Here is a 26,077-nt window from a genome sequence, read left to right as displayed (position 1 = left end):
TGCTATATCAATGAGAACATAGAAAAAGATTCCAAATGAGTTCCATAACGTGTTCATAGCTCTATTGCATTTCTATTTAGACGCACATTAGACGCACAACATGATTTGAGAGCCTTCTTGAGTTTTGGTGACTTCAATTCGAGCTTGAAAGGCTTCTTTGAAATAAGGCATGTGAGTCACGGTGAGAATGCAGGCAAAATCAGGCGCGATCGCATTAATGGCCGCCACCAAGCGATCGCAACCTTCCTGATCCTGAGTGCCAAACCCCTCATCTACAATTAGCATTTGTAACGCGGTGCCTGATCGCTGAGACAACAATCTCGCCAACGCCAATCGGATGGCAAAATTCACACGAAACGCTTCGCCACCGGAATACGTTTCATAAGCACGAGTCCCACGGGTATCGGCGATCAGAATATCTAGTGTCTCAGAGAGTTTTGAAGGTTGAGACTTGGTGGAATTGCGCCCGCGCTGAGTGACAAATTGGACATGAAGCTGATTGGCACTCAACCGAGAGAGAATTTGATTCGTCGTCGCTTCAAGCTGCGGCAGCACGTTCTCGATCATGAGTGCTTGAATTCCATTTTTGCCGAATGCTTGAGCTAACTCTTGATACACTCGCGTTTGTTGTCTGGAGATTTGTAATTGAGATTTGAGTTCTAAATTCTGTGTACTCAGTTGTTCTTGCTGCTGTTGTTGTTGTTGGAGACGACCCAATCGAGACAACTGACCATCCAGTTCTTGACGCTGTTGTAAAAGATGTTGTTCTAGCGTTTGGATTTGGATTGCACAATCAGGCATCTGTTCTAGACAGTGAATCAATTCTCGCATTTGTTGACTGACGATTTGTAGCTCATTCAGCCGAGCCTGAAGGGTTTGATCTAGCTCATGGAGCCGTTGATCGACTTGAGGAAATTGCTGCTGTGCCTGACAGAGTTCTTGATAGCGGAGTTGCCAGGGTTGTGCCTGACGCAAGGCTTGACGCAAAGCATCGTGCTGTTCTAAGTGATAGCCGATCGCGGCAATCTGACGATCGTACTCGCCCAGTCCAAAAGCTGTCTCTTGATTGATCCGCTCCATCTGTTGCTCAAGGTCTGCAAGCTGTGATTTGAGTTCGGGTTGACGCGCCTCGATTTGAGCCTGTCGCCGCTTTGCCTGCTTGACTTCTGCCTGTTTGATTTCTGCCCAACGCCAGCGATCGATGGCTCCCCGCGCCAGGGCGTGATCTTTTTCGTCATAGTTGATTTGTTGAAGACTGCGATCGAGTAGCTGCAATTCTTCTTGAAACTCGGTGGCATAGTCACCTGATTTAAGTTTTGCTTCAAGCTGTGCGGCCTCAGCGTTGAGTTGTTCCCAACTTTTTTGCACATCGGCCGTCACTTGAAGCTGTTCCTGTAGCTGGCCACGCCGTTCTAAAACAGTGCCGTACTGCGTCAGCTTTTCTTCTAGCTCGCGATACTCTCCCCGCAAAATCTGAATCTCTCGCTCAGAGACGGCCAGTTGCTCTCGAATCACCCAAATTTGATCGAGAACTTCTTGCTGTTGCTGCTGATGTTTTTCTAAAACGAGATTCCAGTGATGCTCATCCAGGGGACGATCGCACAGCGGACAAGGTGGATAAGACTCTTGAATCTTAGGTCTGTTTTGAAGGGTGACTGAACTTTTTTCTAAGCCAGCCTTCTGATCTTCTCGAAGATTCAAGGCTGAAAACTCATAGCTCTCTCCGCCACACACGCCTTGCCTCAACATGCGAATCTTTTGGTCGAGTTCGGCAAGTTGAGCTTCGTGATCGCGCTGGTGGGCCTGCAATCGTTCCATAAAGCTGCGTCGCTCTAATCCTTTCTCACGGACTTGTTCTTGATAAAGTCTGATTTTTTGCAGTTCTTCAATGCGAGTAGCAATCTCGACGGCCGCTTTTTGAAGTTTAGGCTGACGTTGTTGCTGAGTTTGGAGTTGATAGGCTGAAGAACGAACTTCATCCAAACGGGCACTCAAGCGAGTGGAAGCACGATCGACCTGACTTTGTAGCTGTTGTCTTCGCTGAATTAGAGGTGCTGCTTGCAGTTGCAGTTGATCTAATTGACTGAGATAAAGTCTTGCCTGGCGCAACTGTTCCATTCCCGCTTCGATATCGGCCGCCTTGCTCAACGTCCGCTGAATTTCTTGCGTTTGTTGAATGAGAGCAGCGTCTTGAGCCTGGATTTGCTGTTGACGATTGTGTAATTCGCTGAGGTTTTCAGTTTGCTGCTGCTGATATTTTTGGCGTTTGGTTTGAGCAACTTGATGAGACTGAAACTTGGTAGCTAGAATTTCCTCTTGCGATTGCAGCATTTGCCATTGCTGATATCCCAAAACAATCTGATTTTGTTGACCAAGAAGTGTCTCCAGCGTTTTTTTCTGGTGATCGGTCTGAGAAAATTCCTGTTGTAGACGTTGACAATCTTGGCTGAGATTGCGTTGTTGCTGTTGTTGCCAGGTTAGTTGTTGCTGCCAGGTTTGGCGTTGTTGTTGTCTTGCTTTTAGCGTTTGCAATTGGGCTGTTTTAGCAATCTGCTGCTGTTGCATGTGAGCTAGATTGAGTTCTAACTCGGCGCATTCTTGAGCGATCGCTTCTCGTCGTTGTAGCTGTGACTCATTGGTCGCCAGATTTCTCTCTAGCAGTTCCATTTGTCCTTTGAACTGGCGCGATTTATCTTTGGCTTGCTCTGCCAACTGATCGTATCGTTGTAGCTTGAGCAAGTCAGCGAGAATCTGCTTGCGCTCTGCCGGACGACGCAACATAAACTCATCGGCGCGTCCCTGTCTTAAATAAGCAGAGTTGACAAAGGTTTCATAATCAAGCTTCAAATGCTCCAAAATTAGCTGCTGAGTGGCGCGGATGCCTTTTTCGGTGAGCGATCGAAAGCGCGTTTGTTCCAATTCTGCCCGATTTTCTCCTTGAGCAATTTGAAACTCCAACACGACACCCTGTCCCCGTTGTCGCGTCCGAATCACTCGATAAGTCTGCTGGTGAATGCTAAAAATAAAATCAACTTGCGCTTCCTTAGTGCCGATGTGAATCACATCATCTTCGAGCGCAACGCGACTCTCTCCCCAAATCACCCAAGAAATGGCTTCTAACAATGACGACTTGCCCGCCCCATTTGACCCACAAACGCAAGCCGTGTGCAGCCCTCTAAAATCAAGCGTGGCCGCACGATAGCTCAAAAAATTCTTGAGAGTTAGCTGTTGAGGAATCATGACAATGCGATCGCGGGCAGCCGTTAAATTCGTTGCTCAAATCAACACGTCAGCCATAGGGCGGAGCGTAATTCAGTACAAATGCACGAAAGTACAGTCGCACTGTATTGTAGTCTAATCGCTAGAAGGGCTAATCTGTAAAGGACTTTCGATCAAACATGGGCTAACTGCCAAACTTCAGGGTGATTTGGGGCTTGATGCACACTCGCACTTACCAAAAATCATGAAAAAAGTCTTATTCATCCTGAGTGAGTTGATTGATGCTGATATTGATTGGATTGTGTCGATCGGAACCCGCCAATCCATTTCTCCCAAAACGGTTTTGATCCAGGAAGGGCAGCCTGTCAACACGCTCTACATTTTGCTAGAAGGCGAGTTATCGGTCTCAACGGGGGCGCTCGGAGGCCGCGAAATTGCCCGTCTCGGTCAGGGCGAAATCGTCGGTGAAATGTCGTTTGTCGATTCTCGTCCGCCGTCTGCCACGGTGAGAGCCGCCCAAGCTTCACAAGTCTTTGCAATTCCTCAAGTTGATCTCGCTGAGAAACTCAATCTCGATGTCGGGTTTGCTTCTCGGTTTTATCGAGCGATGGCCATGTTTTTGTCTAATCGGTTGCGATCGACGGTCGGCCAATTAGGAGATGTTGGAGAATCTGCATCCGAAGTCAGCGAGATTAACCAAACAGCCCAGGCTCGATTAACGATGCTGCTCAAACGCCTGCGAGAAAAGTGACGAAAAGCAGCCGTTCCTAACTGAATAGATGCTCTCAAGTAATTAAAACCGCAGTGATTCAAACAAACTGTGGACTCATTCAACAGACTGTCTTTTTAGCGTTAATGCAATGATTTTTTTCGCTTCGGTGTTCAGCGCCTCTGCCCCCAATCCCTCATTCTGACGGACTTTAAAGCAATTCCGGTTTCAAAGGCCCTGACTCGTGAGGGATTTAGGAGGCTGCCCGGATTAATCACCGTAGCAAAAGATTTCATCGAATCCATGTCTTTTTCCATGTCTTTTGAGGAGGCTCACCTTAGAGAGATAGCTCACGATCGCTCACTCAGTCCAAAGGTAGGTTTTGTAAGTTCAGGAACCTTGTTAAAAATTCTCTAGTCAATAAAGACATCGCTACTAGAACACGACCTGAAGGACAGACCCATGTTGAACTTAAAGAAATTTCAAGCAAGTACCGCGCTCGCACTGACTTTGGGCGTGACTTCGACGAGCATCGCCCCCATGATCATGATGGGAGCCGCTAACGCCAATCAAGCACCCCAAAAAGTTGCACAACTCTTCCCGTCTCAGCGCACTTCACCCAGCTATGGTGTGAGAATCCCTGCGGGTGCCAGCTTCCCCGTAGTCTATGACAAAGCCGAAAGAATTGTAATCGCGCCAGCCGAAACAGTGCCCATGACGCTGACGATCGCCCGCAACATTCGATCGTCTTCTGGAACGCTACTCATTCCTGCTGGAAGCCAGGTTGAAGGTGAATTTCGACCCGCAGAGAACAACAACTCCCAATTTGTCGCCAGAACGCTAATTTTGACCGATGGCACACGCTTGCCGATCGATGCTCGTTCTGATGTTCTCAGCCGCAAAGAAAACATTCGCCAGGGTGTCGATACCGGAGCGATTTTGAAGGGAGCGGCGATCGGGTCAGGTGCGGCAGCAATCATCTCAGGAGTGACGGGTAAAAAACGCATCACGCTGGGTAGAGTTCTGATTGGGACGGGGGCCGGTGCCCTGGGCGGACTGCTACTCGGACGCAAAAACAATGAAGTCGTCGTCGTCGAGCCTCGCACCGATAATCTCTCTCTAACACTCAATTCTTCACTGGCGTTGAATCGTTAGAGACGTTAGACAGCCAGAGACGTTAGACATTGAACCGAAGATAGAAGACTTTCAAGGCTGCTTAGTCTAGAGTCCAAAGTCTGAAGTTCAAGTCAGCCATAATCGTGACCGATTCCAGTTGGGGTTTGTCACGATTTTTAATAGCAATCATTTGTTCTTTACTCAACGTTAATGTTCGCTTACTGACTCATTAATTACAAAGCTGATAACCTGTTCACAGATTCATTAAAAAACAACTTTTCTCAAGGCTGCCCTCTATAAAGTTTTGAGTCGCCTGGGCGTTTACATTCATGATGCAAACTTTTTTAAGTCATGTATGAAAATAATTCAGTAACCTGATTCCAAGCTTTTTAGATTCCATTCATTGTTAACCTCTCCCTTGTACTCAATTAATCTGAATGACGATCGCCCTTAAGCCACAGTCTACCAACCTTCCTAAATTGCGTCCTTGCTTCTGTGGCCTACTGCATTCAAACGATTCATCTGGTCAAAAGATGCAGGTGATTTCAATTGCGTTAGTCCTTTTAGCCAGCCTGTTTGCAACTGAATTAGCGATCGGCACCTGGAGCCATAGCCTCTCTTTACTGGCTGATGCGGGGCACCTTTTAGCCGATGTAACCGCCCTGAGCATGACTTTGGGAGCCGCCTGGTTAGCACAGCGTCCTGCGAGCGATCGCGCCACTTTTGGACACCAACGAGTTGAGATTCTCGCCGCCTTACTCAATGGCTTGGGACTGCTGGCGATCGCTGCCTTTGTCACCTGGGAAAGTTGGGAACGATTTAACTTACCGCAGACCGTTTTGGGCTTGCCGATGCTGCTGGGAGCCGGGATTGGGTTATTGGTCAACAGTTTGAATATTCTTTTGCTCTATCAGCGCAGTCAAGATGATCTCAATCTCAAAGCCGCTTTTTTGCATGTGGTGGCGGATGCGGCTAGTTCGGCGGGCGTGATTGTGGCGAGTTTGACGATCTACTTCTGGCATTGGATGTGGATGGACACGACGGCTAGTTTGATGGTCGCTGCTCTGACGAGTTTGAGTGCCTTACCGTTGATTAAGCAAAGTCTGGAAATTCTTCTAGAATACGCGCCCGCGTCGATCGATCCCACCGAAATCGAAGCCACTTTGCTGACCTTTGAATCCGTCCAACAAGTCGAAGCGCTGCGAATCTGGAGCATTACGGCCGATCAGGTGGCGCTGGTGGCTCAGATTCGAGTTGAGAAAGCCTTGGAGAGTGGAGAACGCGATCGCTTACTACAAAAGATACAAACTCACCTTCAAAAAACCTATCAAATTCAGGAGACTATTCTCCAACTTAAGGGAGATGAAACGCAAGCTGAAACGGGCTTTCATCCATTGCTTCATCAAAGCTTAACAGAGCATGTCTTCAGGAAAACACGGAGTTCATCAAGTTAGAGATTACTCTATTGACAGAACCTCTGAAACCCTGCTCATCTATTCATCCCAAAGACAAATTATGGGTTTACGTCTGCAAAATTGGGTGATTTCAGCCCTCTTGATTGGATCAATGGCGGCTCCCGCTCGTGCCGAAAGCCGTCAAATTGAACGCTTACTCAACGCGGAAAGCGGCGATTTTGCAACCTTGATGAAGCAGGCAGACACGATCGCCACCGACCTGATCAATCAAAGCTTTGCCGATCCGACGACGACCAAAGTCTCGCTCAAAGTCCTGGGAGAACGGGAAGGTCAGATCGCCCCGCTGCTGTCTGTCAGCGTCTCTCGGCAGGATTGGCAAACCCGTTCAAGCGTTCAGCAATGGGCGCGTTATTTTGGAGGATCTACCACATTACTCGGCTTTGATCGATCGCCCGATACCACTCAAGTCGCTGCGTTTACGCCCCCGGTTCCGGTATCAGAAAACGAGCCAAACTTTTACGACAATCGATGAGCCGTTCTTTCTAGTTTTTGTTTAGCGTTCGTTTTAGTGTTTACCTTAAATTCAGGATCTTTGCATGATGCGTTTACCGTTCCATAAATCTGTGCGTTGGCTGACTCTCTTTCTGGCGGGTTTTTGCGTAGCACTCATCACAGCCGTGTGGTCTTTGTCTCAAGTCGCAACGGCGACCTCTTCGATTTACCCGCAAGGGGTTGAGCCTTCCGTCCACACTGCACAGCCCCAATTTTCTGCCCCAGTCAACCAGTTTGCTCAAGAAGTCATTGACAGCCATCGGGCCCCTAACTTCTATCAGTAGAAGACAGGCGTAGTAAAAAATCTGGCGTTGCTGAATCAGGGGATGAATTGCCCCCAAGCGGCGGGAACCCCAAGGTTCAAAGTCCCCCATTTTTGGGGGATTTAGGGGGCGAAAAGATGGACACTTCCCACAGAGTCATCCCTCCAATCAGCAACGCCAAAAATTTCTGTCACCCCTTCTCAAATCCAACCGGGATTCGCTCCAAGCTGAGTTCCACAGATTTTTTGTGCCAAAAAGCCGGACTTTGTTGCGAAGGAATAAACCATGATTCGTTTTTTTGACAGCATCACCCTACTCCTTGTGGGTAGCTCGAAGCGATCGTTTTCTCTCTTTCTCGCCTGCCTTTTCTGTCTCCTAAATGTCACCTTTTCTCCCCTCAGCACACCTCCTGCCCTGGCCGAAGGAAACGGAGTTAATGTCATCATCATGATCGGTGATGGGATGGGCTGGAACATGGCACGGGCGGCTGCGGCTGCGAAAACAGGCACCCTTTACAAAGCAGGAAAGGGGCAAGGGCTGAACTTTCAAAAGCTAAAGGGCTACACCTACACGACGACCTATGGAACGACGATCGACGCGACTAATGCCACCACAGGCGCAGTCACATCTTCAACGGGCAACTCGGCGCTAGATAACTCCAATCCGATTACGGGGCAGAGTCCCATTCGTCCAGGGTTCCAATTTAATCCGGCAATCAACCCCGGCACCCCCGCTCGCGACTTGACCGCCACCGCCAACCAACCCTGCCGCAACGGAGGCGACCCCGGAAAAGGCAACATTGTCGGCTACGAAATCGCCAAAGGCGGCCCAACTCCCTGGATTCCTCTGTCTCCGGCGGTTCCTCAAGGCACCGATCCTGAGTACATCAAGTGCAGCTATCCTGACTCGGCCAACACTGCTTCGACCTTGTACACCGGGGTTAAGAGCTACAACAACGCCATGTCAGTCGATATCTACGAGCAAGCCGATAAAACCATTCTGCAAACCGCACGAGAATTGGGCAAATCAACTGGACTGGTTACTTCAGTTCCGATTACCCATGCGACTCCTGGTGCGGCTGCTTCAAGTGTTAACCGTCGCAACAAATACGATGCTGACTTCCCGGCTTTAGACAACATTTTGCAAGAAGCGCTGCGTGAAGACCAGGGTTACCTGCCCACTGTTTTGCTGGGAGGTGGACACCCGCTCGACTTTCTCAACACCACGGCAGCCAGCACTGTCACTCCCAAGGGCTTTGAATACATCAAGCAGTCTACCTATGAAGAACTGCGCGACAAGCCGACTAATAATCGCTATGGCTACACCTTTGTCGAACGGGATACCAGAGTTACCACAACAACCCGATCGGGCCAAATTAGACTGGGTGGCAAAACCTTGCTCGAAACGGCGAAGAAGCTTGATCCCAATCAGGGCGATCGTCTCTTAGGTTTATTTGGGGCCCGTGGTCAAGATGGCAATATTCCCACGCTGTCCGCTAATGGTGACTACAGCCTAACGGGGTTGTCTAACTTCTCGGTTTACTCGACGGCTGCGGCTCCGACCAATGCGACGGGAACCCCTATTAACAACGGCACTCAGATTCCCAAACCTGATACAGTGCGTCCTTTGGCAACGGCGATCGCTGAAACCAATGAGCAGTTCATTGCGAAAGAAGTCCGGGCAAATCCGACGCTGGCCCAAATGACGAGAGCCGCTTTAGAAGTGTTGGGTAAGGACAAAGATGGTTTTTGGCTGATGGTTGAAGGCGGCGACATTGATTGGGCTGCCCACGACAACAATCTAGATAACCTAATTGGGACGATGACCTCTTTTGACAATGCGGTGAAAGAAGTAACCAACTGGGTGAGCAAAAACGGCGGCTGGAAGAAAAACGTTCTGATTGTCACGGCTGACCACGACCACTATCTGACACTCAACGACAACTATGCTGAATTGGTCAAAGCCAACGGTGCAGAAGCGTTGACCTTCAATAAAAACACGCCAGCCGAAGCGGGTCACTTCTGGGGTTCTGATCCGGCTATCAAGTATGGCTGGGGCAACCACAGCAACCGATTGGTGCCTGTTTACTTCCAGGGCGACACCTTCAAGCTGCTCGATTATGTTGGAAGCAATGTTGAGTTTGTAGACAGACCACCGGGAGGCACTGCTAAGACTTACCAGATTCCTGGTGTACCGGGGGCAGTTGATCAGTCACACATCTATAAAGCAATGTTAGCTGCATTAAAGTCCTAGTTACGATGTGATTCACAGTCTGGATACCTTCTAGAAGCTCGATCGACTCAGTGCGATCGGGCTTTTTTTGCACCGAACACAAGAACTCTGGACTAGAGACAGGGCAAGTTTCAAATCCGGCATTGCTAAATCGTGGGCTGAACTGCCCCAAAGCCGCAGGAACCCCAAGGTTCAAAGTCCCCCAATTTGGGGGATTTAGGGGGCGAAAAGACGGACACTTCCCACAGAGTCATCCCTCCAATCAGCAACGCCAAAAATCCAACGTCTAAAGTCCAAAGTCTGCCCTACAAATCATCCTTCCAAACGAATCTTTGAAACTGCTAAAGTTCTCATATTGAGAAAGCCTTTGAAACATTGAGAAACCGGATGAAGACAAACGCCGTCCGCATTTTGGACAATCTTGGCATCCATTACGACCTGCGCGACTACGACGTTGACCCTGATGATCTAGCCGCCGAAAGCGTCGCTCAAAAAATCGGATTGCCCCCCGAACAAGTGTTTAAAACATTGGTAGCTAGAGGCGATCGCACCGGAATCCTCTTAGCCGTCATTCCAGGCAACACCCAACTGGATCTCAAAGCACTGGCGCAACTGTCGGGCGATCGTAAAGTAGAAACCGTTTCGCTTAAGGAAGTCCAACCTCTTACAGGCTACATTCGCGGCGGCGTGACGGCTCTAGCTTGCAAAAAAGACTATCCCGTTTATGTAGACGAACTCATTGAAATTTTTGATCTCGTTTCGATCTCTGCTGGCATTCGAGGAACACAAATTTTGTTGCATCCCAGTGATTATCTTCGCGCTGTCAAAGCCGTTGTCGGCATGATTTCACAAGACAAACTCTGAGCCGAAAATCTTACTTCAAAGTCCCCCAGAATTGGGGGGTTGGGGGGCAGAAGCGCTAAACATCGAAGCGAAAAAACTCGTCGAATTCACATTATCTTCAAGGCTTAATCTTCCTCAGTTCAGGCAACAAGATCTCGAACGCTCTGCCCCGGTGACTGACCTTGTGTTTTACTTCGGGCGGCATTTCTGAAAACGTCATTCCTTGCTCAGGCACATAAAAAATCGGATCATACCCAAACCCGCCTTCTCCTCGCGGCTGCGTCAAAATTTCACCGGGACAAATGCCTTCCGCTTGCAGGGCGATCGTGCCATCCGGTCGAGCCAATGCGATCGCACAGACAAACTGAGCCTTGCGATCGGAACAATTGCCCAATTCTCTCAGCAGTCGGTCAATTCGATTGGCATCAGTCGTCCCATAGCGTGCAGAATACAATCCGGGTGCCCCATTCAGCGCATCGACGGCTAAACCGGAATCATCAGCGATCGACCATTCCCCCAACGCCTTGGCAACCTGAGACGCTTTGAGCGCAGCATTTTCAGCAAAGGTTGTCCCCGTTTCTTCAATATCCAACTCATCTGGCTTGAGCATCAATTCCCAATCCAGCCCGACCAGATACGCCTGCATTTCTCGCAGCTTGCCAGGATTGCCCGTCGCTACCACTAATTTCGTCATATTCAACCCCAAAACCCCAATCACCCAATCCAATCCCGCAGCGCCTGCCAACCTAAAAGATCTTGCAGCAGCGTTTGATAGCCCATTACGTTAGGATGCAGCCCATCTTCGGTCAACTGCGTCTGACACCAATCTATCCCTCGCGACATCCACAAATCAAACAAGTCGAGATAAGGAATCTGTCGCTTTTCGCAGGCTAGCCGTGTGGCTTCTTTGTAGCGATGTTGGTCAACATGATTGTAGTAGAGACAGTTGAGAAACGGCATTTTGGCTTGATTGACAGGCACCATGCCCACAAAAATCACTGGACAAAGCCGTTGAGAACGATCGAGCAAATCAGCGATCCCCATCTCAAAGCCCTCAAACTCGGTCAAGTTTTTGCCATCCAGTCTGGCTAATCGAGGAGAATCATTCACGCCCACCGAGAGAATAATCAAATCTGGAACTCGATTCCGCAGTTCGCCTCGATTGTGAAACTCAGCTTCAAGCCGTCGCGCCACCTGCCGAACGCCATCTCCCCGCACTCCCAAATTGTAAAGCGCATGATTGGGGCCACCCGGAGTCATCCACTGTCTGCGAAGTCGCTCAACCCAGCCGCCCCCCACCGGATCGCCAAATCCATAAACCAGGCTATCTCCTAGCGCTAACAGCCTCAGCGACGGGGGAGTGGGACGAGCATCTAATCCAACAGAGGGCGGGTCGATCGTTTGCATGAAACCGTATAATCTTGAATGGTCTACGCTATTAATAGAAGGGGGCTAGACTGAAAATTTAGCATTCAAAGGCGAAGATTTTCAAATCTTTACAACAACCCTATCTCAAAACAGCATCATTCGCGATCCGTTTACAGACTTACGCCCTCGACCACTTACCCAAGGCAACATTTATGGCAAAATCTGGCTCCTTACACAAGCGTCCTACCTTTGACACAACTCAACTGATGCGCCGCGCCGATGAGTTGATTAACGCTGCCTCCAACCGCTATCGGATCACTGTCCAGGTTGCCAATCGCGCCAAACGCCGCCGTTTTGAAGATTTTGATAGCGGAGACGACCCGATGATGAAGCCAGTGATGCGGGCGATCGTTGAGATGTCAGATGAGCTAACCCAACCCGAAATCATTGGTGAGTAGCGCATTCTAAGGAGATCGGGGGTGTTTGGCGCATCCCTATCTTCTCCTTCAACGCTTCTTTTTCTTGGGTTTTTTCTTGGAGAAACCTTTCTCTTCAAATTCGTTAACCGAATCCAACGGACACGATCGACTCGCATGAGCAACCAATTTGATAAACGACGCACAAGACGATTTGGGCTGATTGTGGGCACGATCGGGCTGATTGGCTTGCTGACTGGAGGAACGATCGCTGCCGAACCTTCTACGCCCACGACGACGAGATCCAGAGTCCAAGATGCCTGGTCAAAGGTTTATCAGCAGTTACCAGACCTACCGCTCGAAAATCAATACATCAACCGCGAGACGGGCAAACCTGACCCCAACAACACGCTCGTCAGTCGCATGGTGCGCTATCACCAATATATAAAAGGCCGTCCCCTTGTCTATCGTCTCGACTGGAAGCTGACGCTGGGCGATTATCTGGGCATTAATGAGCCGATGCTGGAATCGAGCTATCCAGGCTTTGACAATTTGCGAAAAAATCCATTGGAGAGCGATCGGGCTGCCATTAGTCGCCTCACTCGGAGACAGCGAAATGCTCTGGTTCAGGCGCTAGTCAACGTTTTTAATCCGTCCGCCAGTCAACCGATCGCGCCCTCTGTTGCCAAACCAGTTGCCAAACCCCAACCGACCCCGACTCCGGCCGCTTCGCCTCAGACAGGGGGTGCCCGGTTACTATTGCCCTGATGGGACGGTTACTCAAAAGTGGCGCTGGCTGGCGGCTGGGATGGGATGCAGACGCTCCAGAATTTCGGGGACTGATCGGAGGAGACGACTGGGCGATCGAGCTAACAGAGTCCGAACTGTCTGATGTCATCCGATTAGCCGACCAACTGAGCCGCACCATGCTTCAAATGGCAGGAGAACTAATGGACGAAGAAACGATCGCCTGTGAAGCCGAAAGCGACCTCCTGTGGCTCGAAGCAGAAGGCTATCCTCACGCCTACAGTCTGCGTCTGATTTTGCGGTCTGGGCGGCGTGGTGAAGGCTTTTGGACTGAGGCCGTGGTTCCAAAATTACTGGAGGCGCTGCAAGCTCTGCAAGTTTTCTGAAGATTTGGTCGAACAGGGCACATTATGTTATGCTGGTTAAGCAAGTTCGGGGCGTAGCGCAGCTTGGTAGCGCACCACTTTGGGGTAGTGGGGGTCGCACGTTCAAATCGTGTCGCTCCGATCAGATAGAGGCCAGTCATTGTACTGGCCTTTGTCGTTTTTGGATCAGGGTTGCGCGCTCAAGCAATAGTTGGTAGCTGGGGTATGTCGCCGTCGGTCGCCCCTTGCAACCTTCCACCAATTGCTACCGTTGTACCAAAACATTCACTTTTAGTCGCTTAATCGACCTTAGCTCGGAATCGAAAGAAGCCATAAGAGGTTGACGGCGTACTGGTTGCGTTGGTGACGGTTCCGACTTGGATTCGGACTGCACCGCGCCCACTGTTGATGCCCGTACAATCAACAGGGAATGTAGCCGTGTAAAACCCACTTCCTGGGCCAGCACCAGAACCTTCAGTAACAGCAGTGGTAGTCCCGCCAAAGTTAAGTTGGATCGTTCCAGGAACTAAGGTTTGTTTAGCGGGCACAAAGTCACAAAGGTTGACATTGTTTGCATTGATCGTGCTGTCGGATAAAAAGTAAATGGTGTACTCCACTTCGTCTTTGGGAGCAGGGGCACCTGGATTCGGGGTCGGGATTTGTGTGCCGTTAATAGCTCCTAGAAGGTAAGTGTTGCTGCCGCCCGGCCAATTTACACCAGGGTTATCGTTATTATCGGTGGCTAAGTTGTTGTATCCCCCGATCGCAGTCACAGTCGCGCTACCCTCCTTTTTGATACCCGTAATTCGTTTGACCAGACGCAGCCGAGGGCGAATCGGAGTTAGCGTCGGATCGTTAGGGGCCGGAGTGCCAGGGTCGTTACTGGGCGCATTGGCAAAACCCGTACTAGAGACAACTGCCTGGTTTAAGAGTTGAGTTGTTCCTGCTGGCAATGGGTCATTAATTTTAACGCGGAATTTAACAGTGGTTGTATTGTTGGCAGCCGTCGTTCCTAAACTCCCACCTGCCGAACTCGTTGCCCCTGTACCTAATCGGAAAACAATCTGAGAGCCATTAATCTCAGCTTGATCGTCTGTGACCGCATCGGTTTTGTTTCCCGTATTTGCTCCAGCAGTAATTTGTAAGGAACTAGGAACATAAGCGGTGTTGGTGGGAAGCGGATCACTCAAAATCACGTTATTGACTGAGGTGGTAGTGCTAGTATTTCTGACCGCCACCGTGTACTCCAAAATATCACCGGGTGTCGTGCCGCTTGAGTTGTCGCTATCTGCCGCTAGAGCGACTGTCTTATCGACTTGCAGAGGGCTAACGGGTACGATCGTCACATCTTCTGCTGTATTTGCAGGTGATGTACCGTTGTATGTCGAAGTGACTGCGGCGCTGCCTGTCGGCGCACTGGTGACATTTGCGCTTGTATTGCTGTACTGTGCGGCTGCCGTGGCACTGTTGTTGTAAGTTCCAGAAGTGGTGCCGTTGGCAATGTTAACGGTGAACGTAATAGCAACATTGCCGCCTGGTGGAATCTTGAACCCTGACCAGGAGGGCTGAGAAGCAGTTCCTCCGGTTGTCACGGTTGCTGGGCCGGTCGCTCCTCCTGAATAAACGGGAGTCACCGTGGCTGAACTGTTGGTAAACCCAGTGGGCAACCCTGAATCCGCAATCACGACGTTCTCAGCGGTCGATCGATTTGTTCCCGTGGGATTGCTGGCAGTAATGGTGTAGGTTGCTGTTCCGGGTGCGACCATCGGCCCGGGAGTTGAGGTTGACTTAGCGGCAGAGATGATACAGCTTGCTCCTGAAATGCTTGTTGTGGCATCTGCGGGAGTCACTGAAATTGGAGCAGTCACTCCATCCCCTGCGGTTGCTCCCCCAAAGTTGGTGGCATCATTGTTAGTCGTTCCGGCTGCCCCCCCGCTCACATTCGTGGTTGCGCCAGGGCTAAAGAGAACGACCCCACCAGAACCGCCCCCACCGGGCCCATGAGGAGCGCCGCCCCCTGTGTTAGTGCCCCCTCTGCCACCGCTTACATTAATACTGAGACCAGTTGAACTTCCCGTTTGCGAAATAACGAGAACACTACCCCCCGCTCCGCCCCCACCACTTGCGTCATTGGCAGGAATGGGGGCTGGAGTGGCACCTTTGGCACTGATCGTTCCTGTCCCAGCGATCGTTCCTGTCCGCAGCAGAACTATTCCCCCCCCAGGGGCACCACTACTGGCTAATCCAGCGCCAGGAGTCCCAGTCCCGTTGTTTGTGGTGCCAGCCCCGCCACCCCCACCCAAAATCAACCGACGGGCAGATGCTACTGAGAAAGGGGCACCTCCTGCGCCCCCGTAGGGCAAGACGCTATTCCAAGTTCTGCCACCTCTACCACCTGAACCGCCATTGCTACCGCCACCGCCGCCAGCGTTTTCATCGTTAGCGCTGGGTCTCCCGTCTGTACCGCCGCCGCCAGCGTTTCCGGGGGCACCACGACCATAGCTTCCATTGGGATAGCCTTCTTGCGTGTTAGTGATTAAGGCATTCGTAGTGGGGTTAAATAGGTATCTGGGTGTCCCGGCGACTCCCTCCCCCTTAGAGGCGTTGTTGTTGATAGTAGAAAGGGAAACAACATCTGTGTTTGCGCCAGCGCCTCCTCCCAACTGACGACCGCCGCCGCCTCGAAAGCCTTGCCCATCTACATTAATTTGGCCTGCACCTGTAAAGGTCGTGCTACCCACCACATCGATCGCTACCACACCGCCCGTTGATCCATTCCAGGGAGTTGCTGCGATCGTGCCACTCACGGTCAGGTTTGCATACTGTGGCACTCGAACTACCTGAAATCGCTTTTGCCCCTGGCTACTTCCACCCGTATTATCAGCATTCACATAGCTATTTACTAGAGAAGAACTGAGGGTAATTGTGCCGCCGCTAGTTGCAACAGTGTTAGTTGCCACAACGTACTCAAAGTTTCCGGCAGTGAAGTTGGTCGCCGTGTTGCCATTGACAGTGCCATCTGTTGGAAAGTTTGGCAGCCCTGTCGAGCCATTGTTGCTAGAGTCACCATCCCCATAGGCACCCGTATTGGTACTATTAATCTCTGCACCTTGCATTTGGATGACTAGTAGCAAGTCACCTGGCTGAATCGGGCTGCTAAATCCTGATGATGTTCCTACGGTAATGCTATTGGTTCCAGCACTCGCAGTGACTCCAGCCGCACCAGGATAGTAAGTGTTGGCTACACTCGACCCCACAGTTGGACTCCCATCTTTACCGGGAACTGCACAGATGGTGCCACCGCCCCCTATTTTGTCCGCCCTTGCGGGGGAGGTAAAGAACCAGAGATTTTGTGATACGAGCAAAACGGTAGCCGCATAGAGGGGACTAATGCTACGCAGTGATCGCGCCCAGAACGGCGATCGTTCAACATAAGGAGAGATTAAATTACGCTTCATGGGGTGGCACCTTGGACACTGGGGGGACTGACCGGAGCAGTTGAAAGGGTTGCTTCTGGTTTGGGCTGGTTGGCTGGAGTCGGCTTCTGTAAGCCAAAGCCGCTAAATAGTTCGTTGAGTTTGATGGTTAGCCCCAGGTAAGGGCCGCCTGCCGATCGACTACCGTCAAAGTCGCGATCGTTAACTCGACCAAAGCTATATCCTGCTGCCAGTCTAAGATTGGGCGTGAGATAGTAGCCTGCCTCTAGCAAAAAGCCTGTTTCACTAAATCCAGCACTGGGCTGAGTAATCCAACGGGCTTCTCCAACAAGATCCCAGCTATAACCCAAACGATAAGTGGCTCTGAGTTGGGCGAGAGAAACCGTGCTAGTGCCTACTAGGTCGCTGGCAAGAGTCGTAGAGCTACGACGCATGGCGTACTTCCCGTAGAATTCCCAGCGCCAATTAGGGGCATACAGACCTTCTAAAGCGATCGTGTGATCTTCGGAGCCAGTGCCACTCCCAAATAAAATTGTGTCAGGAATCGTCGAGGGATTTTTGCGGTACTCGTAGCGAAATAGAGCATTGAACTTGTCGTCATTGGGATTGCGGTAAGCTAACCCTACTTTCAGGTTTGCGGTATTTCCTAGTCCAATCAGCGTTTGGTTCGCCGCGTTGGCTTGCTGGTAGCGGACTAGTGCTGTAAGTGAGGGAGAAATCTTTCCGGTTGCCGCCGCCGAAATCACTGTATTGCTGCCGCCCGAAGAAGTCCGACGCTCGTAGCGGGCACTCGCCTGAAAGTCTTTGCTGCCCGTATATTCTAGCCCTACGCTGTAGTTACTTCCTCCCTGCAAGCCGATCGCCGAGGCACTCTGACCGACCGCAAAGGGTTGAGCAAACTGTGTCCCAACTCCAGTAGTACCAAAGAAGCCACCAAACAGATGTTCGTAAGCCAGATTCATTCTCAAACCAGGGGCGATCGTCAGTCCTTGATTGATTCCGATCGCGCCTTGGGTTGTCCAGCTACTTGCTCCGCCGATAATGCCATATCGAGCCGATAGGGTCGTGTCTGAGCCAAACTTATACTCACCGCGAATCCCCAGGTTGGTAATTGATTGTCCAGCGAGTTGTCCCCTGGTATAGAACTGTTGACTCAAGCCCAAATTAACCCCTGGCATGAGTGCCCAATCTAAGCCAACGGCAGTGCGATCGGAGTAGACTGCATCGGTATTAGCAGACAGTGTAGTTTCGTTGAGCGCCTGGAAAGTCAGGTTCTTTGCCAGAGGCATTGTAAAGCGCGATCGCAGCTGATCCGAGGAGCCACTCGATTCGGGAGCAAGGCGATCGTCTCGCTGGCGATGGAGTAGATCAACATTCAGATCGGCACTCCCAAAACGTTGTTGAACTCCGACAGCGATCGTGGTTAGTGAATTGTCAACCTGTGTTCCTGGAATCGCTTCTGTCCTGGGAGCAAACAGATCTTGAAAGGTATCAATTTGTCGCGGTGCAACGCCTACATTGTCTTCGCGATCGTACTGCACTCGTAACTTTGTAGTCGGCGAAACACTGCCCGTGACTTCCGCTCCATAGCGGGTCTGACCCGGAACAAAGCTCACTGTTGCATCGTTGGCAAAGCCAGTATCTGTTTTGCGGTAGTAGGCCCGCGCATCAATGCTATTAGTAATTTTGGCGTTGGCTTCGATGCGGTAAGCTGAACCACTCACTAGACCAAGAACATCCGATCGATTGCTAGAGTGAGCATATTCTGCAATCACACTGCCGTTGGCAAACGAGAATAGTGCATCGGTGCCATATAGTTCAAAATCACGAACGCCTTGATTTTCTCTCAGATAAGTTGCGCCAATCCAGCTTTCTTGTCCGGGTGTGTTTGAGAAGTGATAGCGAGCGCGACCTGCATAGATATTGCTCTTGTCGCCCTGCTGATTTTCGTACTGGTAGGTTGTAACAATCCGACGAACAAGAACCTGCCCCGCTTGATCAACATCCGTTCTCAAAATTGGTTGTTTGAATAACAGCGTGCCGCGATCGTAATCAATGTCGTAGTCTGTCCCCCGTACCAGTGGCTTGCGTTCTAGTACAGTGCCCGGACGGTTCAACTCTTCGACTTCTAGAAAGACATTTTCACTGCCGCCAATCACCAACCGTCGAGATAAGAAGTAGAAGCCACTTGTCCCATCAGGCGCGATCGTATCTCGCTGAAAGCCTTGCACATTGTTGCCGTAGAAAGCACTGAGTTGTAGCTTGCCAATGTTGTAGTTGCCCTTAAAGCCATGAAGCTGACGGCTAGTTGCGCTAAACTGCTGCGATCGAGTTGCAAACTCCTCGGTGTTGTAGTCGCCCCACATAAAGGAATCAATGCCGTTTGAGGTGGGGGAAGTGCGTTCAATTTTGAAGTACACACTGTCTGTTGAGGGAGTCAGAATATCAACCTTTGAGCTATCACCATAGACGGGATAGTTCTGATCACAGAACTGCTGGTCTCGAAATAATCTGGACGTTCCATCACAGGTTTCATTAAGGGCACGATCGCTGTTGTATGCACCAGTAACTAACCAGTCTCCTACTCGTCCCGTCGCAAACACTGCCCCGCTCGTCGATAAGCCATAACGATTGTCTCCATCGGGCGGCAAAAAGTCTCGAAAGCCGCGATAAAAATCAGTGCCCCGTCTGCCCAACCGTAAGTTAATTGAACCTGTGACGATCGACGATCTCAAATCAGTTTCAAACTGCACTTGAGTAAAGGCTTCTAAGTCCTCTAGTTTTGCTTGAATTCGTACCGTTTGGGCTTGAATACTCGATCGCAGGGTGGCTCTAAACTCTCCTTGAATGGCTTTGACTTGATAGCCGGGTTGATCAGGACTGACATCAGGTTCGACAAATTCGCCTGCGGTGGGTTTGAGGGTCACGATCGCGTCTCGATTCGAGCGGTTGCCTTGTGCGTCGAGCAGTTGTCCCAAAAGGGTGATGGTTGATCGTCCGTCTGCGGGTACGCGAGTTTCTGCGGTCTTCAGAGTTAGTTGCTTTGCAGTTCCTCGCACTTGTACTTGTATGGATGCAGTTTGTTCAACCTGACTATTGGCAAATAATTGAACTGCGATGGTATTGTTGCCATCCTGCAACGGAACACCATACCAGGTTTGAGTGATTTGTTTAGTCGCTTTGTCGGTTTCGGTGCGTCCGATGAGCGAAGAACTCACGACATTACCATTAACTCTAAGTTCAACTTTCTGATCGCTTGGAAACTTGAGAATGACTGATGTGGCTGGTACATCTACGATCGCATTGGGCAGTGGTGAAACAATGCTAATTCCTGAAACAGTTGTCTGAGTGGGAGCCGCAGGAACGGGAGTAGACTGAGCAATCAAAGACTGCGTTGGAATGATTCCAGTCGAAGGTTGTGCAGAGGCTTTAATGCTCGGCTGAGTAGACAACAAGGCTGTTTCTACAGGAGTTGCAATGGCACGATGACATAAAGTTGCCAACAGTACCAGGCTGATCGTCTCAGCCGTAATGCCCAGCGTCTTCAAACAAGCAGTGAGATATTTGTAATTACGATTCATGGTTTGCCTGCCTCCGAAGCTGCGGGCGTGACGGCGAAATTCATGCGGACTAGACCACTCGGTTCAAGACGCACCAGACGCGATTGGCTGTTGCGCTCTTTGAAGTAAAGATTGGGAGCAAAGGTGTAGCCAGGAACGCTGCTCAGATCCAAAACACCTGTGCGATGTCCAGCTAGAACATTGGCGACAGAAAACAGTCCATTGACATCGGTTGTGATTCGAGTACCGTCATCCAAAAAGACGACTGCGTTAGGAATTCCAGGTTCACCAGGTTGCTGTTCGCCGTCAAAGTTTTTGTCTTCAAAGACTCGTCCGATGATGGTTCCGCAATCTGAGACAATGCCAGGACGAATCCGAATTCGATACTTGGAGGGGCCATCTCTGAGAATCGCGTTGGTGTCGGATCGACGAACGCTAACACTTGCGATATTTTCACCTGATCCACGAACAGAGTCGGGACTGAGTTGAACTGCATAAGCAACATTCAAAACTCCATCTGGAGAAATGCTGCCGTCAAACTTAAAGGTAATATTTGAGCCATTGTGCGTTGCAGTAACCGGAACAACGATGCCACCAATCTCACCGCGAACACTTCTGGGTAAGAAAGAGAACCCGATCGGTAACACATCGGTAATCTCCATTTGATTTGCGGCTACTGTATTTAAGTTCCGCACGCTCAATCGATAGATCACGGTATCTCCAGGTTCGGCGGCGGCGCGATCGGCAGTCTTGATAATCTGAACGGGCTGCGCGACTCCCACACAAATCGGCTGATCCAATAGACTCACAGCAGACAAAACTAGCCCCGTCCCGGCTGCATCATTAACTGGAACGGTCGTCGAAAAAGAAGCTGGATCGCCGTCTAAACTAATGCCTCGACCATCTAGAGCAGTCGCCGTATAAGACACTGTGTTCGCAATGTCATCTTGTGCAGTAATCACCACTCGAATTTGGCGTTGGCTATAGCGTCTTGACCCAGCAGGCGGATTGACAATCAGAATGTATCGTTTCCCGACTTCTAGTTGACCTGTGCTGCGATTGAGAAAGAAGTTAAAGCCGCCTTTTGGCTCATCATTCGCTAGAAAGAAAGGATTACTGTTTTGAACATTGGGTTGTAAGCCTGTAAAGCTGGTTCCTGCCCCTGTTCTGGGGATCGAAACAAGCGCGATCGGGGTATCATCTGCACTCGCGTCATATAGCCCCACACTAAACCCTGCATAGTCTGGTAAGACTTCTCCACCACAGCCACGAATGCGCCCAAAGGGATCAACTAGCTCTTGTTTGAGTTGATTAGTAATGCCTTCAACCGTGTTTTTAGCAGCATCCTGAAACGAATAGGAAGCTGTGTTGAGAATGGTTGTTTTTGCGTCAGCGATCGACTGAAACAGCAGACTGGCTAAAAGAAACGCCGCCAGTGGACGACATCGTTTGTGGTGAAAAAACATGGGAAGCCAAACCGGGTATAAAACAGATGCGATGATTAGCTAACACAATGACCAGAAGGACTGTTGATGCTTGTTTTCTGGTAGAAAGAATTGATTGAGAACGCTTATTTTCTTATTGAGCATTGGACGATCGCGCTACAACCAAAAATCGTCCAACACTCAATTCTTAGCCCAGCTACTAGCGAACTTTGACTTGATAAGCAGCCGCCACGCTTGCATTGGGAGAGAGATCTTGAGCGATCGACCAGCGCACGTGAGTGTAAGCTGTAGCTGGAGCAGGACGCTCTTCGACCTTGCCGCCGGGCAGCGTCACTTTGACCATTGGACGCACCACAAAAGTCTTGCCTTGATCAATGCTGTAGGTGGCTGTAATCCCTTGAGCAACCGTCGCTGTGCTTAGTTCATAAACGGTTCCTTTGGGTACTGGCTGTGTAATCACAAAGTTCTTAGCTTCGCGAGTCCCTTCATTTTCGCCTGTCACCGTAAAGCGAAACACATCCCCTGACTTGGCTTTGACTTTACCATCGACAGGTCGCCAGCTTGTCATTTCTTTGCCCTGAGCATCTTTTTTGACAACCTTCTGATCTGCCACCAGATTCAAGTTAACCTTGGGCTGACGGAGTACGTTTTGAGCGATCGTCGAACCTGCATTAAAAATCTGAGCGATCGCAGGCGAACCATTAATCGGCAATACCGAAACGACTAGTGCTGCACTTGCACTAAGTAACCAATACTTCTTCATGACCAATCCTTTTGTAAACACTCGCTTGAACAATGAAATGGTGGAAGGGATTACCTCTCAGATGTTTGAAAAGAACAATCCCCCCAGACTTACTTGATCTTTCGCTGAAAGATAAATGTCCCCGCCGCAGCACCCGGAGGAACACTTAAAACGGTGTTTCGGTACTCTTGAATGTCTGCCGGAGTGCCACTCGTCGTGACCGCGATCGTTCCATTCGCATCTAACGCGGAACCGACCCCACCCGTTGTTGGAAAGGCTGGATCGATCGTGATGCCAAACCAATTGCTCGTATTGTTGGCGGTCGGTACTCCACTTTCAACAATCACCAGATTGTTTGCAGGCAGCGTGACGTTATTGGTACCCCCGCTGGTTGAGATGTTTCTGTAAGTAATGCGGTATTCGATGATTCTGCCGGGAGTGGCTGCTGCGCTCAGATCTGTCTGCACAGTGGTGAAGCTTCCTGCTGCACCCGATACAGCAGCACCGTTGGCTTCTAGAATTCGAGCTTCTTTGACCAGGCTTACATAGTTGGTGTAGAGACGATCGAGGGTAATGTTGCTCGGATCATTCACCGGACTACCATCATTATTCGTATCCACAAAAGCAGTGATCGGAACTGGGAACCCAGTCAGTTGAGGAGCCGATGGTAGGTCAACGATCGCCTGATAAGGAGCCGTGTCTCCTCCTGGAACCGTGATTCTCACGGGAACCGTCGCACTCGTACCGCCCGTGCCTGATTCAAAGATGAAACCGCCTGCTGAGGTGTAGTTGTAGGTTGCGCTGGTGCCCGTCGCTGGATCAGTAATCGTCACCTTGGTATTATCAGGCAGGGCTGTCGGTGTTGCAGGCGGAGTTGGCAATAATGAAATCGCTTGAGAACTGCCGCTTGTGTTTTGCACCGTGTTGTTGAAGGTGAATGGATCGGCATCGATCGCTTGATTAGGTGGCGTGTTAGGAGGAATGACGATCGACCTGTTAGTAAAGTCATCATTGGTATCCGTTGGCCCAATCGCAGCAGGTTGACCACTTGGGCCATTTAGGGGAGTCGCGGCGATCGTAAACACAGTGTCTTCACCGCCCAAAAGTTTGGTGCCTGCGTTGGTTCCTGTATCAGGGCCCTGGTTGGTGTTGCCTGTGTTGGACGGATCGTTACCGGCACCCGGATCAGTTCCATCCGCAGTTGGATTAGCGACCCCATCTGTAATGCCGCCATCGTTTGCGCCTGCGCCTCCCGAAGTCGAATCGGGATTGTTTCCGACTAACCCGTTGTTGGTCGTCTGGTCACCTGACTCGTCGTAAACAATCTGGGTAGCCGTTCCAGGGGCGATGGTTCCCGGTTGAGATTGCCCAAAGACCTGTGCAATGTTAGCCACCTGACCGCCTGTGAAGCCTGCGATCGGTGTCATTGTGAAGGTAAAGCCAGAAATCGTATTGCCTACACCAGTTGTCCCTTTTGAAAGCGGCGTGGTGGTTGTGTCGTAGATGAAGCCGATCCGAGTAATGGCGGCTCCTGCGGTTGGGCGAGTTGTACTCCATCTTGCACTCAAGGCGCTTGTCGTCAGCGGATCTTGGGTGTAAACGGGAGTCCAGCTTGGCGGAGCGGTAATGGAGGCCGTTGTACCTAGTTGTAACCCCGTCGGAATCGCATCAGAGACGAGAACGTAAGGAGTCGCGGTGCTGTTGTTGACGTTGAGTAGCGTGCCATAAAGGTCAGAAGCAACCAGTCCAGTAGGGAGCGGCGTTGGGTTATCAACCTTCAAAGATAGTCGATAGGTCAGCGTGTCATCTGTGAGGTTGTTGGGTGTGCTGTTGTTGCTGTAGCCCCCGATCGCTTTGAGAACGGCCGCAAACGCCTGCAATCTGGCTGCCACAGTAATTGTGCTACTGGTTGCCATTGCTTCTCGCGTTCCATTTGTAGGAGGCGTTGCATTGGTTTCGCCCCCCAATCCATTAGCGTTATCAACCGTGAAGATGTCTGCTGCGCTGATGTTGCCTGTGCGATCGGTGTTCTGTCCATTAACAGGAGTTGTGTTACCCAATGACACAGTTAATAAGCTGCCTGCGGTTGCGGAGGCGAGTACCTGAATGGGAACGCGAATGGTGACGGTTCCGGTGGTGCCTGTACCAGGGTTGGCTGGAATCGTTGGATTTGCCAACAAGTTAGCGGTCGAATCTCCCCCATTCGGCACATTGACCGGAGTTCCTAGCGGGGTGCCGTTGACAGCAATAATTTGAATCTGTCCGTTTTGAGCAAAGGCTGTGGTGTTAGAGAGCGTGGCGGTGCCAGGAATAGAGAATTGAGTCGGGTCGTTACCTGTGTTGGTGACCACGAAATCAACAAATAGCGTATCGCCTGCGTTGGGATTAGGAACACTGGGGGTTTGAGCCGTTAGTGTAATGCCAGCAATTTCTGAAACCTCGATCGTCACTTCGTTAGAAGTCGTATTGTAGGTTGTCGTTCCGTCTGAAAATGTCCCAGTTGCGGTGTTTCTGATGGCAGTTCCGGCGGCCGTACTTTGCGCTAAGGCTGGAAAAACGAATTGCAAAGTGCTTCCGATCGCCAGAGTTGCTGCTAGGAGATGTCGAAAGCGAGAAGGCGGACAGGTGTTCATTTCGGGTAGCTTTGGGTAGTAACAAGCAAACAAGAGAGACGCTGCTGCTGAATGAATAACAACAGGTTTTGTAGATTCAACCTGTGAGAGTTGAGGTTCAGATTCTAATAGGCGTTAGAAGCGGAATTTTGCTCAAAAAATGATTCCTCAAATTCACAGGTGGTGTGAAAATACTGATTGAGAGAATCTTGTCTTTTGGGATTAAGATTATGCTTCCCTAATCCTTTGAGAGTCAAACATCAGGTTATAAACTCTCTAATTTTCTGCTGCATTTATGTAGGGGCGATGTTCTACATTAAGGCTTAGTAACCAACAGTAACTATTAATGAAGGTAACTATTCTCAGCCCGTATTTCTTGAGATAAGTAACCAAGAAAACAAAGCTAAAAACCTCAAGCTTCTAGGCTCTCTAACTCAATAAAGTAAGCTAGAAATACAAGTTATCTACTTGATAGCGAGGCTACTTAAGCAAACGGCTTCTCAGGAAAGATAAGGGCGGCAAAAGCTTCAGCGTGTTGACTAATTGGTTTGAAAGCTTCACCAGAATAGAGGGTCGCGATCGCGCCACAAGTCAACATCAAGGGCAACAACTGAGAGCAATTTTGATCGACCGATTTGTACGAATCCTGTCAAGCGAGCTTTAGCCGCGATCGTTAAGCTTGTACACTTTTACAATCAGGCTTGTTCTTGTAAGGTAAGCAAAGATTGTGACAGTCTTGTGAAAACCAGGCAGATCGGTAAAAGATTTAAGGCGTGCCGAACAATCGCTCAGACCGTTCAAACAGTTCACCAGACGTACAAACACAATGATGGCGCACAATGATGGCGGTTGAATAAATCTAAGTTTTAACCTTTTGAATCTAACGCCGATAAATTAGACTAGCGCTGGTGAAGACTTGTCCCCAAAAAATTAAAGAACTCGTTGGCACTGCCCACGGTTGTTAAGTGAATAGATTTAAGTGAACGTCAGTTCGATGAGAGTGACTCGCTTCGTTTCACTCGGCTTCAGCCCCCTA

At 50.2% G+C, this 26,077-nt stretch carries 18 protein-coding genes and 1 tRNA gene; 11 read left to right on the top strand and 8 right to left on the bottom strand.

All coding sequences use genetic code 11. From position 1 onward, the window contains the following. Window positions 1-87: 87 nt before the first annotated feature. Window positions 88-3,240 carry an AAA family ATPase gene (locus tag ACKFKF_RS21870; protein ID WP_446869671.1) on the bottom strand — a complete coding sequence of 1,051 codons (3,153 nt, stop codon included), beginning with the start codon at window positions 3,238-3,240 and terminating at the stop codon, window positions 88-90. Between the two features lie 223 nt (window positions 3,241-3,463). On the opposite strand from ACKFKF_RS21870, the gene ACKFKF_RS21865 reads away from it, so the two are divergent. From ACKFKF_RS21865 to ybaK, 7 genes are all read left to right on the top strand, one after another. Next, entirely contained in the window at window positions 3,464-3,970 is a 507-nt protein-coding gene (locus ACKFKF_RS21865; protein WP_446869670.1) for a cyclic nucleotide-binding domain-containing protein, read from the top strand. 420 nt (window positions 3,971-4,390) lie between these two features. Continuing rightward, the gene (locus ACKFKF_RS21860) at window positions 4,391-5,083 is read left to right on the top strand and encodes a hypothetical protein (RefSeq protein ID WP_446869669.1); all 693 of its coding nucleotides are present in this window, start codon (window positions 4,391-4,393) and stop codon (window positions 5,081-5,083) included. A gap of 494 nt (window positions 5,084-5,577) precedes the next feature. After that, window positions 5,578-6,498 carry a cation diffusion facilitator family transporter gene (locus ACKFKF_RS21855; protein ID WP_446869668.1) on the top strand — a complete coding sequence of 307 codons (921 nt, stop codon included), beginning with the start codon at window positions 5,578-5,580 and terminating at the stop codon, window positions 6,496-6,498. 61 nt (window positions 6,499-6,559) lie between these two features. After that, window positions 6,560-6,991 carry a hypothetical protein gene (locus ACKFKF_RS21850; RefSeq protein ID WP_446869667.1) on the top strand — a complete coding sequence of 144 codons (432 nt, stop codon included), beginning with the start codon at window positions 6,560-6,562 and terminating at the stop codon, window positions 6,989-6,991. Between the two features lie 64 nt (window positions 6,992-7,055). Beyond that, window positions 7,056-7,295, top strand: a complete 240-nt coding sequence (locus tag ACKFKF_RS21845; RefSeq protein WP_446869666.1) for a hypothetical protein — start codon at window positions 7,056-7,058, stop codon at window positions 7,293-7,295. A gap of 264 nt (window positions 7,296-7,559) precedes the next feature. Next, the gene (locus tag ACKFKF_RS21840; RefSeq protein WP_446869665.1) at window positions 7,560-9,527 is read left to right on the top strand and encodes an alkaline phosphatase; all 1,968 of its coding nucleotides are present in this window, start codon (window positions 7,560-7,562) and stop codon (window positions 9,525-9,527) included. 366 nt (window positions 9,528-9,893) lie between these two features. After that, a complete protein-coding gene (gene ybaK / locus ACKFKF_RS21835) occupies window positions 9,894-10,370 on the top strand; it encodes a Cys-tRNA(Pro) deacylase (protein ID WP_446869664.1) in 477 nt (158 codons plus the stop codon). A gap of 97 nt (window positions 10,371-10,467) precedes the next feature. Here the strand turns inward: ybaK and rdgB are convergent, their stop codons facing one another. After that, entirely contained in the window at window positions 10,468-11,043 is a 576-nt protein-coding gene (gene rdgB / locus ACKFKF_RS21830; protein ID WP_446869663.1) for an RdgB/HAM1 family non-canonical purine NTP pyrophosphatase, read from the bottom strand. A gap of 20 nt (window positions 11,044-11,063) precedes the next feature. Next, complete coding sequence (locus ACKFKF_RS21825; protein ID WP_446869662.1) at window positions 11,064-11,756, bottom strand: GDSL-type esterase/lipase family protein; 693 nt, start codon at window positions 11,754-11,756, stop codon at window positions 11,064-11,066. 173 nt (window positions 11,757-11,929) lie between these two features. Here ACKFKF_RS21825 and ACKFKF_RS21820 point away from each other — a divergent pair, with 173 nt between their 5' ends. The 4 genes from ACKFKF_RS21820 to ACKFKF_RS21805 all read left to right on the top strand — a co-directional run bounded on the left by ACKFKF_RS21820 (window position 11,930) and on the right by ACKFKF_RS21805 (window position 13,387). Beyond that, a complete protein-coding gene (locus ACKFKF_RS21820) occupies window positions 11,930-12,175 on the top strand; it encodes a DNA-directed RNA polymerase subunit omega (RefSeq protein WP_446859692.1) in 246 nt (81 codons plus the stop codon). Between the two features lie 135 nt (window positions 12,176-12,310). Next, entirely contained in the window at window positions 12,311-12,901 is a 591-nt protein-coding gene (locus tag ACKFKF_RS21815; protein ID WP_446869661.1) for a hypothetical protein, read from the top strand. Then, on the top strand, window positions 12,901-13,266 hold the full coding sequence (locus ACKFKF_RS21810; RefSeq protein WP_446869660.1) for a DUF1818 family protein: 366 nt from the start codon (window positions 12,901-12,903) through the stop codon (window positions 13,264-13,266). Before ACKFKF_RS21815 ends, ACKFKF_RS21810 begins: the two co-directional genes overlap by 1 nt. Window positions 13,267-13,313: 47 nt before the next feature. Continuing rightward, window positions 13,314-13,387 (top strand) — tRNA-Pro (locus ACKFKF_RS21805). A gap of 157 nt (window positions 13,388-13,544) precedes the next feature. On the opposite strand, the gene ACKFKF_RS21800 is transcribed toward ACKFKF_RS21805, so the two are convergent. The 5 genes from ACKFKF_RS21800 to ACKFKF_RS21780 form a co-directional block, all read right to left on the bottom strand. Further along, a complete protein-coding gene (locus ACKFKF_RS21800; RefSeq protein WP_446869659.1) occupies window positions 13,545-16,703 on the bottom strand; it encodes a beta strand repeat-containing protein in 3,159 nt (1,052 codons plus the stop codon). Then, window positions 16,700-20,263: a TonB-dependent receptor gene (locus tag ACKFKF_RS21795; protein WP_446869658.1), complete on the bottom strand. Its 3,564-nt coding sequence runs from the start codon at window positions 20,261-20,263 to the stop codon at window positions 16,700-16,702. Before ACKFKF_RS21795 ends, ACKFKF_RS21800 begins: the two co-directional genes overlap by 4 nt. Continuing rightward, window positions 20,260-21,708, bottom strand: coding sequence for a hypothetical protein (locus tag ACKFKF_RS21790; protein WP_446869657.1), 1,449 nt, complete (start codon window positions 21,706-21,708; stop codon window positions 20,260-20,262). The genes ACKFKF_RS21795 and ACKFKF_RS21790 overlap by 4 nt, the downstream gene beginning before the upstream one ends. Before the next feature lie 178 nt (window positions 21,709-21,886). Next, a complete protein-coding gene (locus tag ACKFKF_RS21785; RefSeq protein WP_446869656.1) occupies window positions 21,887-22,450 on the bottom strand; it encodes a hypothetical protein in 564 nt (187 codons plus the stop codon). A gap of 89 nt (window positions 22,451-22,539) precedes the next feature. Next, the gene (locus tag ACKFKF_RS21780; protein WP_446869655.1) at window positions 22,540-25,062 is read right to left on the bottom strand and encodes a beta strand repeat-containing protein; all 2,523 of its coding nucleotides are present in this window, start codon (window positions 25,060-25,062) and stop codon (window positions 22,540-22,542) included. Between the last annotated feature and the right edge of the window lie 1,015 nt (window positions 25,063-26,077).

Source organism: Phormidesmis sp. 146-12 (assembly GCF_052939495.1).
This window is presented reverse-complemented; position numbering and strand designations above follow the sequence as displayed.